We start from the raw sequence: 14,147 nt of genomic DNA on the forward strand, positions 1-14,147 counted from the left end.
GGACAGGTCCACCGCGCGCCGCCACGGCGCCGGACCAGGGCAGGTCCGGCGCCGGACGGGCCCGCCCCGGTGGGAGTCGACCACCGGGGCGGGCCGAACGCGTCAGCCCAGGCGCGAGCGCAGTTCGGCCACGATCGCGTCGACCGCGACCGCCGCCTGCTCCCCGGACTCCATGTCCTTGAGCTGCACGACGCCCTCGGCGAGGTCACGCTCACCGGCGACGACCGTGAAACGGGCCCCGCTGCGGTTCGCGTTCTTCATCGCGCCCTTGAGTCCCTTGGCGCCGTACGAGAAGTCGGCGGCGACACCGGCCCTGCGCAGGTCGGTGACCACGCCGAACAGCAGCCGGCGGGCCTCCTCCCCGAGCGGCACCGCGAACACGCTGGTGGCCGGGGGGAGTTCGAGCTCCACGCCCTCCGCCTCCAGCGCCAGCACCGTACGGTCGACACCCAGCGCCCAGCCGACGGACGGCAGCGCGGGGCCGCCGATCATCTCGGACAGCCCGTCGTAACGGCCGCCGCCGCCGACCGCGGACTGCGAGCCGAGACCGTCGTGCACGAACTCGAAGGTGGTCCGCGTGTAGTAGTCGAGACCGCGCACCAGCTTCGGGTCGTCCTCGAAGGAGACGCCCGCCGCCGTGATCAGGTCGCGCACCTCCTCGTGGTACGCCTTGCAGGCGTCGCAGAGGTAGTCGCGCAGCAGCGGCGCCCCGCCCAGCTGCTTCTGGACGTCCTCGCGCTTGTCGTCGAGCACGCGCAGCGGGTTGATCTCCGCGCGGCGCAGCGTCTCCTCGTCGAGGTCCAGACCGCGCAGGAAGTCCTGGAGCGCGGCCCGGTAGACGGGACGGCACTCCTGGTCGCCCAGGCTGTTCAGCAGGATGCGGAAGTTCCGCAGGCCGAGCGAGCGGTACGCCTGGTCGGCCAGGATGATCAGCTCGGCGTCGAGCGCGGGGTCCTCGGCTCCGATCGCCTCGGCTCCCACCTGGGAGAAGTGGCGGTAACGGCCCTTCTGGGGGCGCTCGTAGCGGTAGTACGAGCCCGAGTACCAGAGCTTGACGGGCAGGTTGCCCGCCTTGTGCAGGTTGGCCTCCAGCGCCGCGCGCAGGACGGAGGCGGTGCCCTCGGGACGCAGGGCGAGCCTGTCGCCGCCCTTGGTCTCGAAGGCGTACATCTCTTTGGTCACGATGTCGGTGGACTCGCCGACACCGCGCGCGAACAGTTCGACGTTCTCGAAGCCGGGCGTCTCGATGTAGCCGTAGCCGGAGTTGCGCAGCGGGGCCGCGATGGCCTCGCGGACCGCGAGGTACTTGGCGCTGTCCGGCGGGATGAGGTCGTACGTGCCCTTGGGGGCCCTGAAGGTGCTCACGGAAGTCCTGTCACATTCCTCGTCGTGGGGCGGAACTCGGGTCCGCTCCCAGGCCGGCGGCCACCTGCCGCAGATACGGGTTGGTGGCGCGCTCCTGGCCGATGGTCGTCTGGGGGCCGTGGCCGGACAGCACCACGGTCGAGTCGTCGAGCGGCAGGCACACACGGCCCAGCGAGTCGAGCATCTCGTCCATGTCGCCGCCCGGCAGGTCGGTGCGTCCGATGGAGCCGGCGAAGAGCAGGTCCCCGGAGAAGAAGACGGACGGGATGTCCGCGCTCTCCGGCATCCGGAACGTCACCGACCCCTTCGTATGGCCCGGGGCGTGCGCGACGGAGAGGTCGAGGCCCGCCAGCTTCAGTTCCGCGCCGTCGGTCAGGGTCCGCACGTCGTCGGGCTCCCCCACGGTCAGCTCGCCCATCAGCGGCATTCCGATGGACCGTCCGAGCGCCTTCTCGGGGTCGCTCATCATGTAGCGGTCCGCCGGGTGGATCCAGGCCGGAACGTCGTTGGCCCCGCACACCGGGACGACCGAGGCGACGTGGTCGATGTGACCATGGGTGAGGATGACCGCGACGGGCTTGAGCCGATGCTTCTTGAGCGCGTCCTCGACTCCCTGGGCGGCCTGATGGCCCGGGTCGATGATCACGCACTCCTCACCCGCGGCGGGGGCGACCAGGTAACAGTTGGTCCCCCAGGCCCCGGCGGGGAACCCGGCAATGAGCACGATCGTCCTTCGGGGTGGCGTACGCGCTGGTGTCGTACGAGGCGGTTGGCTGTGGATCAGAGCCTACCGGCGCTGCCGATTCCTCAGCGAACCCATATACGGTACGGGGCACACGCAGGCGGTCGGCTCACGAGACGCTCGCGTCCCACTCGCCGTACGAGACGCACGAGGAGAAACCCGGTGGTCAGCCAGGAACAGCGGCGGCGTCAGCTCGCCCGGGAGAAGTTCTTGCGACAGCAGCAGCGCCGCACATCCGCTCGACGAAGGAACCAAACCCGCAACGCGGTGATCGCGGCGGTCGTCGGCGTGCTCGTCGCGGGCGGTGCGACGGCCTACGCGACCGGGCTCTTCAAGAGCGACGACAAGAAGTCCAACGCGGGCGCCGAGGCCACTCCCACGGCGACGCCGAGCGCGGCGCCGACGAGCAAGGCTCCCGATCCGTGCGAGAAGCCCGCCGCGGGCACGGTGAAGTCGCTCACATGGAAGAAGGAGCCGGCGGTCACCATCGACAAGTCCGCCGCCTACACCATGAAGATGGCGACGACCTGCGGTGACATCGACATCGCCCTCAAGGCGTCGGCCGCCCCGCACACGGTGAACTCGTTCGACTTCCTCGCCGGCAAGGGCTTCTTCGACCACACCAAGTGCCACCGGCTCACCACCAACGGCATCTACGTCCTTCAGTGCGGCGACCCGACGGCCAAGGGCAACGGCGGTCCCGGCTACACGATCCCGGACGAGAACCTGAAGGACGCCTCGCTCAAGAACAACACGTACCCGGCGGGCACGATCGCGATGGCCAACACCGGCCAGAAGCACACCGGCGGCAGCCAGTTCTTCCTGGTGTACCAGGACAGTCAGCTCCCGCCCAGCTACACACCGTTCGGAACCATTTCCAAGTCCGGTCTGACGGTCCTCAAGAAGATCGCCGCCGCCGGTGAGAGTACGGGTCAGGGCGACGGCGCGCCGAACGCGACCGTCGTGATCAACAAGCTGACCGTGACGAAATCCTGACCGTCAGCTGCTGAATTTCGGTCGCGCGGGATGCGGACAGCCGCCCCGCCGGTCGCCTATGTTGGCCGTGACGAAACTGTGGACGATGCCAGGGGCTCTGAAGCCCGGCACAGGCATCATGTGGAGGAGGCGCTGTGAGCAGCGACCCGTGGGGCCGCGTCGACGAGACGGGGACCGTGTACGTGCGTACGGCCGACGGCGAGCAGGTCGTCGGCTCCTGGCAGGCCGGCACGCCTGATGAGGCGCTGGCCTACTTCGAGCGCAAGTACGAAGGCCTGGTTGTCGAGATCGGCCTCCTCGAAAAGCGAGTGAAGACCACCGACCTGTCGGCGAAGGACGCCCAGACCGCCATCGATCACATCCGCGAACAGGTGGTCGCCCACCACGCGGTCGGTGATCTGGACGCGCTGAGGGTGCGGCTGGACAAGCTCGTGGAGACCGTCGACGCGCGCCGTGAGGAACGCAAGGTCCAGCGGGCCAAGCAGTCCGACGAGGCCCGGCACGCCAAGGAGGCGCTGGTCGTCGAGGCCGAGGAGCTGGCGCAGAGCGACCAGTGGCGGGCGGCCGGTGAGCGGCTGCGCGCGCTGGTGGACACGTGGAAGGGGCTGCCGCGACTCGACCGCAAGTCGGACGACGAGCTGTGGCACCGCTTCTCGCACGCCCGCTCGGCGTTCTCCAAGCGGCGCAAGGCGCACTTCGCCTCGCTGGACGCTCAGCGCGAGGAGGCCCGCAAGACCAAGGAGAAGCTGGTCGCCGAGGCCGAGGCGCTGTCCGGTTCGTCGGACTGGGGTCCGACGGCGGCCCGCTACCGCGAGCTGATGGCGGACTGGAAGGCGGCGGGCCGGGCCCAGCGCGAGCACGAGGACGATCTGTGGAACCGCTTCCGCGGCGCCCAGGACGTGTTCTTCGCGGCGCGCAGCGGGGTCTTCGCCGAGCGCGACGCGGAGCAGACGGAGAACCTGAAGCTCAAGGAGGAGCTGGCCGAGGAGGCCGAGAAGCTCGTCCCGGTGGGCGATCTGAAGGCGGCCCGTGCGGCCTTCCGTTCCATCAACGAGCGCTGGGAGGCCATCGGCCACGTGCCGCGCGACGCCCGACCGAAGGTCGAGGGCCGCATGCACGCGGTGGAGCGGGCTCTCCAGGAGTCGGAGGAGACCGAGTGGCGCCGGACGAACCCGGAGGCACGCGCGCGTGCCGCGGGTCTGACCGGTCAGCTGCAGGCCGCCGTCGACAAGCTCCAGGGCCAGATCGAGGCCGCGCGCTCCGCGGGCAACACCGCGAAGGCCGACAAGCTCCAGAGGGAGCTGGACGGCCGTCAGGCGCTGCTCGACCAGGCTCTGAAGGGTCTTCAGGAGTTCGGCGGCTGAGTTCGTCCGGAAACGCGTGAGGGGCTCCCGTACGGTGCGTACGGGAGCCCCTTCGCGTGGGTCCGGCGGGTGAGCGCCGTGCGTCCGGCCGGCGGGTGAGCGCCGTGCGTCCGCCCGGCGGGTTGCCGGGCGGACGGAGGGGTCAGGCCTCGGAGGGTCTGCGGGCCGAGGTCACGCGGTAGACGTCGTAGACGCCCTCGACGCCCCGGACGGCCTTCAGGACGTGGCCCAGGTGCTTGGGGTCGCCCATCTCGAAGGTGAACCGGGAGGTGGCGACCCGGTCGCGGGAGGTCTGGACGGCCGCGGACAGGATGTTGACGTGCTGGTCGGACAGGACGCGGGTGACGTCCGACAGCAGCCGGGACCGGTCCAGCGCCTCGACCTGTATGGCGACCAGGAACACCGAGGACTGGGTGGGCGCCCACTCGACCTCGAGGATGCGTTCGGGCTCGCGCGAGAGCGAGTCGACGTTGACGCAGTCGCTGCGGTGGACCGAGACGCCGCTCCCGCGGGTGACGAATCCGATGATCGGGTCGCCGGGCACGGGGGTGCAGCAGCGTGCGAGCTTGACCCACACGTCGTCGACGCCCTTGACGACCACACCGGGGTCGTTGTTGCTGCGCCGCTTGCGGCCGCGGCCCCGCGCCGGGGGTACGGACTCGTCGATCTCCTCGGTGGCCGCCTCCTCGCCGCCGAGCGCCTGCACGAGCTTCTGCACGACGCTCTGGGCGGTGACGTGGCCCTCGCCGATCGCCGCGTACAGGGACGAGATGTCGGGGTAGCGCATCTCGTGCGCCAGGGTGACGAGCGAGTCGCCGGTGAGGATCCGCTGGATCGGCAGGTTCTGCTTGCGCATCGCGCGGGCGATGGCGTCCTTGCCGTGCTCGATCGCCTCGTCGCGGCGTTCCTTGGAGAACCAGGCGCGGATCTTGTTGCGGGCGCGCGGCGACTTCACGAAGCCGAGCCAGTCGCGGGAGGGGCCCGCGCCGGTCGCCTTGGAGGTGAAGACCTCGACCAGGTCGCCGTTGTCCAGGGTGGACTCCAGCGGCACCAGACGGCCGTTGACCCGTGCTCCTATCGTCCGGTGGCCGACCTCCGTGTGGACGGCGTACGCGAAGTCCACCGGCGTCGCACCGGCGGGCAGCGCTATCACGTCGCCCTTGGGGGTGAAGACGAAGACCTCGTTGCGGGACAGGTCGAAGCGCAGGGACTCCAGGAACTCGCTGGGGTCCTCGGTCTCCTTCTGCCAGTCGAGGAGCTGGCGCAGCCACGCCATGTCGTTGACGGTGTCCTGGCCGGCGCTGCCCTTGGCCGCCCGGGGCACGTCGGTGCGGATCTTGGAGGAGCCGGCGACGGTCTCCTGCTTGTACTTCCAGTGCGCGGCGATGCCGTACTCGGCGCGGCGGTGCATGTCGAACGTACGGATCTGGAGTTCGACGGGCTTGCCGTTGGGGCCGATGACCGTCGTGTGCAGCGACTGGTACATGTTGAACTTCGGCATCGCGATGTAGTCCTTGAACCGGCCGGGGACCGGGTTCCAGCGCGCGTGCACGGTGCCGAGTGCCGCGTAGCAGTCGCGGACGGTGTCCACGAGGACGCGGATGCCCACCAGGTCGTAGATCTCCGCGAAGTCACGGCCGCGGACGATCATCTTCTGGTAGACGCTGTAGTAGTGCTTCGGGCGGCCGGTGACGGTCGCCTTGATGCGGGCCGCGCGCAGGTCGGACTGGACCTCGTCGGTCACTATGGCGAGGTACTCGTCGCGCTTGGGGGCGCGCTCGGCGACCAGGCGCACGATCTCGTCGTACATCTTGGGGTAGAGGATCGCGAAGGCGAGGTCCTCCAGCTCCCACTTGATCGTGTTCATGCCCAGGCGGTGGGCGAGCGGCGCGTAGATCTCCAGGGTCTCGCGCGCCTTCTTCTCCTGCTTCTCGCGCTTGAGGTAGCGCATGGTGCGCATGTTGTGGAGCCGGTCGGCGAGCTTGATGACCAGGACCCGGGGGTCCTTGGCCATCGCGACGACCATCTTGCGCACGGTCTCGGCCTGGGCGGCCTCGCCGAACTTGACCTTGTCCAGCTTGGTGACGCCGTCGACCAGCAGGGCGACGGAGTCGCCGAAGTCACGGCGCAGCTGGTCCAGGCCGTACTCGGTGTCCTCGACGGTGTCGTGCAGCAGGCCGGCCATGAGCGTCGCCGGGTCCATGCCCAGCTCGGCGAGGATGGTGGTGACGGCGAGCGGGTGCGTGATGTACGGGTCGCCGCTCTTGCGCTTCTGGCCGCGGTGCCAGCGCTCGGCGACCTGGTAGGCCTTCTCGATCTGCCGCAGCGTCGACGTCTCGATCTTGGGGTCGTTGCTGCGCACTATCCGCAGCAGCGGCTCCAGGACCGGGTTGTACGGGTTCGAGCGCTGGACGCCGAGACGGGCCAGGCGGGCCCGGACGCGGTTGGAGGAGCCGCCGGAGCGCGAGGGCTGGGAGGCCGCGGGGCGGACCGGAGGCGTGTGCACGGGGCGCTCGGGAGCGGCCGGCTTGGGACGCGATCCCTCGGCCGCCGTGCCGTCGGGCGCGGACTGGGCGTGCTCGACCGGCCCGCTCGCTACGTTCCGTGCGGGCTTCTCCGCGGCAGCCGAGGCGGACTCGGGCTGGGTGGAGGCGGTTCGCTCCAGGCGTTCCGCGCTGGGGGCGAGTGGCTGGGCCTCGTCTGGCAAGAGGGCTCCTCGTGCGCGATCCGGGTCCCCCGGTCAGGCTCCGGAAACCCCATGGTAGCGATCCTTCGCGCCGGACTCGCTGTCGGCCGCCGTCGGCGGTCTCGTACAGGGGGAACGCGGAAGGCGGGCGCCGGATTCCTCCGGGCCCGCCTCCACGGTGTCCTACGGGTGCCTCAGGCCTTTCGGGGGCCTGTCCGGGAACGGACTCCCCGGTGGCGTGCGCGCGGTCCTCAGACCGTCAGCAGCGCCTCCAGGGGCGCCCCGGCGAGGGCCGGCTCCAGACGGCCGCGGCCGCCGAGGAAGCCGAGCTCCATCAGCACGGCCACGCCCGCGACCTCGGCGCCCGCCCTGCGGATGAGCTGGAGCGAGGCCTCGGCGGTGCCGCCGGTGGCGAGGACGTCGTCGACGACCAGGACGCGGTCGGCCGCGCTCAGGTCCTCGGCGTGCACCTCGATCTCGGCGGAGCCGTACTCCAGGTCGTACGCCTGGGACAGGGTCGCTCCGGGGAGCTTGCCCGCCTTGCGCACGGGGATGAAGCCGATCCCGGCGTGGACGGCGACCGGGGCCCCGAGGATGAAGCCGCGGGCCTCCAGACCGACGATCTTGGTGGCCCGGTTGGCCACGGCGATCTCCGCCAGGGCGCCGGTCAGGGCGCCGAACGCGGCCGGGTCGGCCAGGAGCGGGGTGATGTCCTTGAACATCACGCCCGGCTCCGGGTAGTCGGCCACGTCACGGATGCGGCTGGTCAGCAGCTCCTCGATGCCGGTCATCGGCGCTTCCCCGAGGGGCGGCCGCGGCCGCGGGCGCGGGACGCGGGCTGGTTGCGCGGACCGACGACCGCCGGGGTGGCGTCGTCCAGGTCGTCGTCGTACGACGGCCCGGCGTTCTCCTGCTCCAGGGACTCGCCTGTGGCGGCCGCCTGGGCCCGCTTGGCGAGGACCCGCTTGCGCAGGGCCTTCATCTGCGGCTCGCGCTCCTTGAGGTCGGCGACGAGCGGCGTGGCGATGAAGATCGAGGAGTACGCACCGGCCGCGAGGCCGACGAACAGCGACAGCGAGATGTCGTTGAGCACACCGGCGCCGAGCACGCCGCCACCGATGAACAGCAGGCCGGCGACCGGCAGCAGCGCGACCACCGTGGTGTTGATGGAACGCACCAGGGTGCTGTTGATCGAGCGGTCGGCGACGTCGCTGTAGGTCCAGCGGGTCTGCTTCGTGATGTCCTTCGTCTGCTCCTTGAGGCTGTCGAAGACGACGACTGTGTCGTAGAGCGAGTAACCGAGGATCGTCAGCAGACCGATCACGGTGCCCGGGGTGACCTCGAAGCCGACCAGGGCGTAGATGCCGACCGTGATGGTGATGTCGTGGATCAGCGCGACCAGGGCCGCGATGGCCATGCGCCACTCGAAGGCGATGGCCAGGTAGATCACGACCAGGACCATGAAGATCGCCAGGCCCTCCCAGGCCTTGTTGGCGATCTGGTCACCCCAGCTGGGGCCGACCAGGTCGGCGTTGATGTCGTCGGCCTTGACGTTCAGGTCCGTGGCGAGCTTGTTCTTGATCGCGTCGGACTTGTCCGTGTCGATGCCGGCGATCTGGATGCGCAGGCTGCCGTTGCCGAGCTTCTGGACGACCGCCTCGTGGCCGGAGGCCTCGTGCGCGAACGTCTCCGCCTGGTTCACCGAGACGCTGGACTTGCCGGTGGTGAAGACGGCGCCGCCCTGGAACTCGATGCCCATGTTCAGGCCCCGCACCGTCAGGCCGAGGATGGCCGTGATGGTGATCAGGATCGAGATGCCGTACCAGATCTTGCGCTTGCCGACGAAGTCGTAACCGATCTCGCCGCGGTGGAGCCGGGCGCCGAGGGTGCCGAGTTTCGACATCTCACGCCTCCTTCGTGTCGACGGGGGCGGACGCGCGACGGGTGCGGCGCAGCGGCGGCTTGGCGCCCAGTCGCTTCGGGTCGAGGCCGGACCACTTGTGTCCCTCGGCGAAGAACTTCCTGCGGGCGAGGAGGGTCATCAGCGGCTTGGTGAAGAGGAACACGACGACGACGTCGAGCACGGTGGTCAGACCGAGGGTGAACGCGAAGCCCTGGACCTTGCCGACGGTGACGATGAAGAGCACCGCGGCGGCGAGGAACGACACGAAGTCGGAGACCAGGATCGTGCGCCGGGCGCGCGGCCAGGCACGCTCGACGGCGGGTCGCAGGCTGCGGCCCTCGCGGATCTCGTCACGGATGCGTTCGAAGAACACGATGAACGAGTCCGCGGTGATACCGATCGCGACGATCGCGCCGCAGACGGCCGGCAGGTTCAGCGCGAAGCCGATGGCCGGGCCGAGGAGCGCCATGAGCACGTAGGTGAGGATCGCGGAGACGCCGAGGGAGGCGATGGCGATGGCCGACAGGCCCCGGTAGTAGATCACCAGGTAGAGGACGACCAGCGCGAGGCCGATGGCGCCGGCGATCAGTCCGGCGTGCAGCTGCTCGCCGCCGAGGGCCGCGGTGACCGTGGTGACGCTGGACTCCTTGAAGCTGAGCGGCAGGGCGCCGTAGTTCAGCATGTTGGCCAGGTCCTGCGCCTCGGTCTGGGTGAAGCTGCCGGAGATCTCGGCGGTGCCGCTCAGCGACTCGGTGACGCGCGGGTCGGAGACGACCTGACCGTCGAGGACGATCGCGAACTGGTTCTGCGGCGGCTGGTTCTGGGCGAGCTTGCCGGTGATGGCCGCGAACTTCTTGGAGCCACCGGAGGTGAACTCCATGGTGACCTTCCAGCCCGCGCCGGTCTGGGTGTCGAAGACCGCGCCGGACTTCTTGATGTCCGTACCGGACACCTCGGCGGCGCCGAGCACGTACTTCTGCCACTGGCCCGAGGAGTCCTTGGACTGGCCGCACGCGACGGTCGGGTCGGTCGGCTTGGCGTCGGTGCCGGCCGTGGCACGCACCGCCTTGTCGGAGCAGTCGAGCGCGGCGTACTGGGCCTGGAGCTTGGCGGTCGCGGGGTCCACGCTGGCGCTCGCGGACGGCGCGGCGCTGGAGGAGGACTTGGCCGAGGCCGAGGAGCTGGGGGTGCTGCTCGCGGAGGGCGAGGAGCCGGCCTTCAGGGCGTCGGTGACCGGGCGGCCCTGGGTGGTGGCGGAGGCCGAGGGCGTCGCGGACGGCGAGGAGGAGGTCGCCTTGTCCTTGGACGCGCTGCCCGAGGCGCTCGGCGACGGGGTGGCCGTCGCGGTGCCGCCGGAGGCCTCGGTGGCGAGCACGGGGCGGAAGTAGAGCTTGGCGGTGGTGCCGACCTGCTTGCGGGCCTGCTCCGAGTTCGTGCCCTTGGGGATGTTGACAATGATGTTGTCGGATCCCTGGGTCTGAACCTCGGCCTCGGAGACACCGAGACCGTTGACACGGCGGTTCATGATGTCGACCGCGGTGTCCATGTTGGTCTTGTTGATCGCGTTGGGCTGGCCCGGCTCGTTCTTCGCCGTGAGCGTGATGCTCGTGCCGCCGGCGAGGTCGATGCCGAGACGCGGAGTGGGGTGCCCGGTCGCGAACATCCCTCCGGTGAGCGCCGCGATGGCGATCAGGATCAGGGCCAGCGAGCGCCCCGGCCTGCTCTGGGCGCTCGCGCTCCGGCCCTTCTTCGGTGCTGCCACCTTCTCGTACTCCCTCTCGGGCCGCCCTGCGCCGGGTGTGCGCGGAACGGCCATGCCATGGTGTCGGGACCTCGTGCGAGAACAGCACGTCCCGGGAGCGGCGAGGCGCGAGCGGATCGCGCGGCGCTCCCGGAGCGTGACTACTTCGCTTCGGCCCCGCCGTCGGTCTTCTTCGGCTCCGCCTCGTCGGCGACGGGCTCGTCGGCCTTCGTCTCGACGGCCTTCTCGGCCTCGTCGGCCGGCTCGTCCGCCGCGTCCTTCTTGCCGAGGTCGAGGCGCTTGTCGTCGGAGGCGTCGGAAGAGGCGTCGGCGGCGGGCTCGTCGGTCTCGGTGAGGGAGGAGGCGTCGTCCGGCACGAGGGAGCCGTCGGCCTTCAGGTCGTGCTCGATGCCGTGCACGATGCGGTTGTACTCGTCGTCCGTGAGGACGGCGCCGATCGCGTTCTTCGCGAAGAGCAGGTCGACACCGGGGGCGGCGTCGAGGAGGACCGTGTCCTCGTTGACCTCCTTGACGGTGGCGTACATACCGCCGATCGTGCGCACGCCGGAGCCGGGCTGCATCTCATTGCGCATGGAAGCCGCCTGCTGCTGCTTCTTCTTGGCCGACCGGGTCATCAGGAACATGGCCCCGATGAGCACGATGAACGGGAGGAGGGTCAGAGGACTCACGGGTCGGGACTTCCTTCTTCAACCGCAAAAGGTGAGCGGCCTGCTGGATGGGGGTATGTATGCCGTCGACAGGGGCGGCATCGGCGGAGTCTAAGCGAGTCCGCACTCAGGGAACAACGCTCAGCATGGCACCGGGGTTCCTGCCCCGGTACGTACGCACGCCGTCACGCCCCGAACAGGTCTTCTTGTCCGTTTCCGCCGGTCGACCGGCGGGGAGGCGTCAGGCCGAGATGCGCCCATGCCGCGGGTGTCGCCACCCGGCCACGGGGAGTGCGGGCGAGGAGCCCCTCCCTCACGAGGAAGGGCTCGGCCACCTCCTCCACGGTCTCACGCTCCTCCCCCACAGCGACAGCAAGTGTGGACAATCCGACAGGGCCGCCGCCGAAAAGCTTGAGCAGGGCTTCGAGGACTCCGCGGTCGAGACGGTCCAGTCCGCGCGCGTCGACCTCGTAGACCTTGAGCGCTGCCGCGGCGATCTCCCGGGTGATGACGCCGTCCGCCCTGACCTGCGCGTAGTCGCGTACGCGGCGCAGCAGGCGGTTGGCGATACGGGGCGTGCCGCGGGAGCGTCCGGCGATCTCCGCGGCGCCCTCGGAGCCGATCTCGACGTCCAGGAGTCCGGCGGAGCGGTGGACGACCCGCTCCAGCTCGGCGGGCTCGTAGAACTCCATGTGCGCGGTGAAGCCGAAGCGGTCGCGCAGCGGCGGGGGCAGCAGTCCCGCGCGGGTGGTGGCGCCGACCAGGGTGAACGGGGGCAGCTCCAGCGGGATGGCGGTGGCGCCGGGGCCCTTGCCGACGATGACGTCGACGCGGAAGTCCTCCATCGCCATGTAGAGCATCTCCTCGGCGGGCCGGGACATGCGGTGGATCTCGTCGAGGAAGAGGACCTCGCCCTCCTGGAGGGAGGAGAGGATCGCGGCGAGGTCTCCGGCGTGCTGGATGGCGGGGCCGCTGGTGATGCGGATGGGGGCGCCCATCTCGGCCGCGATGATCATGGAGAGGGTGGTCTTGCCGAGGCCGGGGGCGCCGGAGAGCAGCACGTGGTCGGCGGTGGCCCCGCGCGCGCGTGCGGCGCGCAGGACCAGGTCGAGCTGTTCACGGACCTTCTCCTGGCCGATGAACTCGTCCAGGTCCTTGGGGCGCAGCGCGGCCTCGACGGCCTGGTCCTCGCCGTCGGCGACCGATCCCACCAGCCGTTCCGCGGCGGGGCCGACGAGCCGCTCGTCGGCGGCTTCGTCTGTCGTGTCGTCCCAGTTCATCGGTGGTGCCTCGCGGTCTCGTGGTGGTGGGGCGGCCGGCGGTACGGGGGGCGCCGGCCGCGCCGGGGCAGGGAGCCGGCCCGGGGGCCGGGGCCCTTCAGCGTGCTCGGTTCAGGGTCTGGAGGGCGGCTCTGAGGAGCTGGCCGACCTGCGGGGTTCCCTCGGCGGCCTCGGCCTGCGGGGCGACGGCGGCGACCGCCTCGTCGGCCTCGCGGGTCGCGTACCCGAGGCCGACGAGTGCCGCGTGCAACTGGTCGCGCCAGCTCGCGCTGACCGCGGTGCCGATGGCCGGTCCGCCGGGGCCGAGGGGTTCGCCGAGCCGGTCCTTGAGTTCGAGCAGCAGCTTCTGGGCGCCCTTCTTGCCGATGCCGGGGACGGCGATGAGGGCCTTCTCGTCGCCGGTGGACACGGCGCGGCGCAGGGCGTCGGGGCTGTGCACGGCGAGCATCGCCTGGGCGAGACGGGGGCCGACCCCGCTCGCGGTCTGGAGGAGCTCGAAGACCTGGCGTTCGTCGTCGTCGGCGAAGCCGTAGAGGGTGAGCGAGTCCTCGCGGACGACGAGCGAGGTGGCGAGCTTGGCCTGCTGTCCGGTGCGGAGCCCGGCGAGGGTGCCCGGGGTGCACTGGACGGCGATGCCGATGCCGCCGACCTCGACGACCGCGGAGTCGGGGGCGAGGGCGGCGACCGGGCCGCTGACGAAGGCGATCATGCGGTACGGCCTTTCGATGCCGGGCGCGGGGCGTGCGCCGCCACGGCCTGCTGGAGTCTGTTCTGTGCGACCGCGCGGTCGGGCCCGATCCGCGCGGCGGCCTGCTGGAGCCTGTTCTGGGCGGGGGCGCGCCAGATGTGGCAGATGGCGAGCGCGAGGGCGTCCGCCGCGTCGGCGGGCTTGGGGGGCTCGGCGAGCCGGAGCAGCCGGGTGACCATCGCGCCGACCTGGGCCTTGTCCGCGCGGCCGCTGCCGGTGACGGCGGCCTTGACCTCGCTGGGGGTGTGCAGGGCGACGGGGATGCCGCGCCGGGCCGCGCAGAGCATGGCGACGGCGCTGGCCTGGGCGGTGCCCATCACGGTGCGGACGTTGTGCTGGCTGAACACCCGCTCGACGGCGACGTACTCCGGTTCGTACTCGTCGAGCCACTGCTCGATGCCCTGCTCGACGGCTACCAGGCGCAGGCCCAGTTCGGCGTCGGCGGGGGTGCGTACGACTCCGACTCCGCGCATGGTCAAAGGTCTCCCGGCGACTCCTTCGACCACCCCGACACCGCACCGGGTCAGCCCGGGGTCGACACCCAGCACCCGCACCCGGGCCTCCTTCGATCGCGCCGCTCACAGCCGGGGGTCCCCCGGTTCGTGCAGGCTATCGGGTGCCACTGACAGAGCGACGGGCCGACGGGGGGTGTCC

At 70.7% G+C, this 14,147-nt stretch carries 12 protein-coding genes; 2 read left to right on the plus strand and 10 right to left on the minus strand.

Annotation, left to right across the window (positions count from 1 at the left end):
• Positions 1-102: 102 nt before the first annotated feature.
• Together hisS and ACFWI4_RS37295 are read right to left on the minus strand one after the other, a co-directional pair.
• Positions 103-1,365: a histidine--tRNA ligase gene (gene hisS, locus ACFWI4_RS37290; protein WP_387205625.1), complete on the minus strand. Its 1,263-nt coding sequence runs from the start codon at positions 1,363-1,365 to the stop codon at positions 103-105.
• 10 nt (positions 1,366-1,375) lie between these two features.
• Entirely contained in the window at positions 1,376-2,089 is a 714-nt protein-coding gene (locus ACFWI4_RS37295; RefSeq protein WP_385404382.1) for an MBL fold metallo-hydrolase, read from the minus strand.
• 180 nt (positions 2,090-2,269) lie between these two features.
• Between ACFWI4_RS37295 and ACFWI4_RS37300 the strand changes: the two genes are divergently transcribed.
• On the plus strand, positions 2,270-3,103 hold the full coding sequence (locus ACFWI4_RS37300; RefSeq protein WP_387205627.1) for a peptidylprolyl isomerase: 834 nt from the start codon (positions 2,270-2,272) through the stop codon (positions 3,101-3,103).
• A gap of 134 nt (positions 3,104-3,237) precedes the next feature.
• Positions 3,238-4,467, plus strand: a complete 1,230-nt coding sequence (locus tag ACFWI4_RS37305) for a DUF349 domain-containing protein (RefSeq protein ID WP_387205629.1) — start codon at positions 3,238-3,240, stop codon at positions 4,465-4,467.
• Positions 4,468-4,609: 142 nt separating this feature from the next.
• On the opposite strand, the gene ACFWI4_RS37310 is transcribed toward ACFWI4_RS37305, so the two are convergent.
• The 8 genes from ACFWI4_RS37310 to ruvC form a co-directional block, all read right to left on the minus strand.
• A complete protein-coding gene (locus tag ACFWI4_RS37310; protein ID WP_385404373.1) occupies positions 4,610-7,174 on the minus strand; it encodes a RelA/SpoT family protein in 2,565 nt (854 codons plus the stop codon).
• 230 nt (positions 7,175-7,404) lie between these two features.
• On the minus strand, positions 7,405-7,944 hold the full coding sequence (locus tag ACFWI4_RS37315; RefSeq protein WP_387205632.1) for an adenine phosphoribosyltransferase: 540 nt from the start codon (positions 7,942-7,944) through the stop codon (positions 7,405-7,407).
• Positions 7,941-9,056: a protein translocase subunit SecF gene (gene secF, locus ACFWI4_RS37320; protein WP_387205634.1), complete on the minus strand. Its 1,116-nt coding sequence runs from the start codon at positions 9,054-9,056 to the stop codon at positions 7,941-7,943. Before secF ends, ACFWI4_RS37315 begins: the two co-directional genes overlap by 4 nt.
• Position 9,057: 1 nt before the next feature.
• Positions 9,058-10,818, minus strand: coding sequence for a protein translocase subunit SecD (gene secD, locus ACFWI4_RS37325; protein WP_385404364.1), 1,761 nt, complete (start codon positions 10,816-10,818; stop codon positions 9,058-9,060).
• Positions 10,819-10,958: 140 nt separating this feature from the next.
• Entirely contained in the window at positions 10,959-11,486 is a 528-nt protein-coding gene (gene yajC, locus ACFWI4_RS37330) for a preprotein translocase subunit YajC (protein WP_385404362.1), read from the minus strand.
• A gap of 164 nt (positions 11,487-11,650) precedes the next feature.
• A complete protein-coding gene (ruvB, locus tag ACFWI4_RS37335) occupies positions 11,651-12,745 on the minus strand; it encodes a Holliday junction branch migration DNA helicase RuvB (RefSeq protein ID WP_385404359.1) in 1,095 nt (364 codons plus the stop codon).
• A gap of 97 nt (positions 12,746-12,842) precedes the next feature.
• Positions 12,843-13,454, minus strand: coding sequence for a Holliday junction branch migration protein RuvA (gene ruvA / locus ACFWI4_RS37340; protein WP_387205637.1), 612 nt, complete (start codon positions 13,452-13,454; stop codon positions 12,843-12,845).
• Entirely contained in the window at positions 13,451-14,047 is a 597-nt protein-coding gene (gene ruvC / locus ACFWI4_RS37345; protein ID WP_385404351.1) for a crossover junction endodeoxyribonuclease RuvC, read from the minus strand. The genes ruvA and ruvC overlap by 4 nt, the downstream gene beginning before the upstream one ends.
• Positions 14,048-14,147 lie beyond the last annotated feature (100 nt).

It is taken from the genome of Streptomyces sp. NPDC127038, from assembly GCF_042725875.1.
GTDB lineage: Bacteria > Actinomycetota > Actinomycetes > Streptomycetales > Streptomycetaceae > Streptomyces.

Excerpts from the sequence above, each read along its gene's own strand:
- ACFWI4_RS37315 (WP_387205632.1), bottom strand. The coding sequence starts at position 7,944 with ATGACCGGCATCGAGGAGCTGCTGACCAGCCGCATCCGTGACGTGGCC.
- secF (WP_387205634.1), bottom strand. The coding sequence starts at position 9,056 with ATGTCGAAACTCGGCACCCTCGGCGCCCGGCTCCACCGCGGCGAGATC.
- ruvB (WP_385404359.1), bottom strand. The coding sequence starts at position 12,745 with ATGAACTGGGACGACACGACAGACGAAGCCGCCGACGAGCGGCTCGTC.
- ruvA (WP_387205637.1), bottom strand. The coding sequence starts at position 13,454 with ATGATCGCCTTCGTCAGCGGCCCGGTCGCCGCCCTCGCCCCCGACTCC.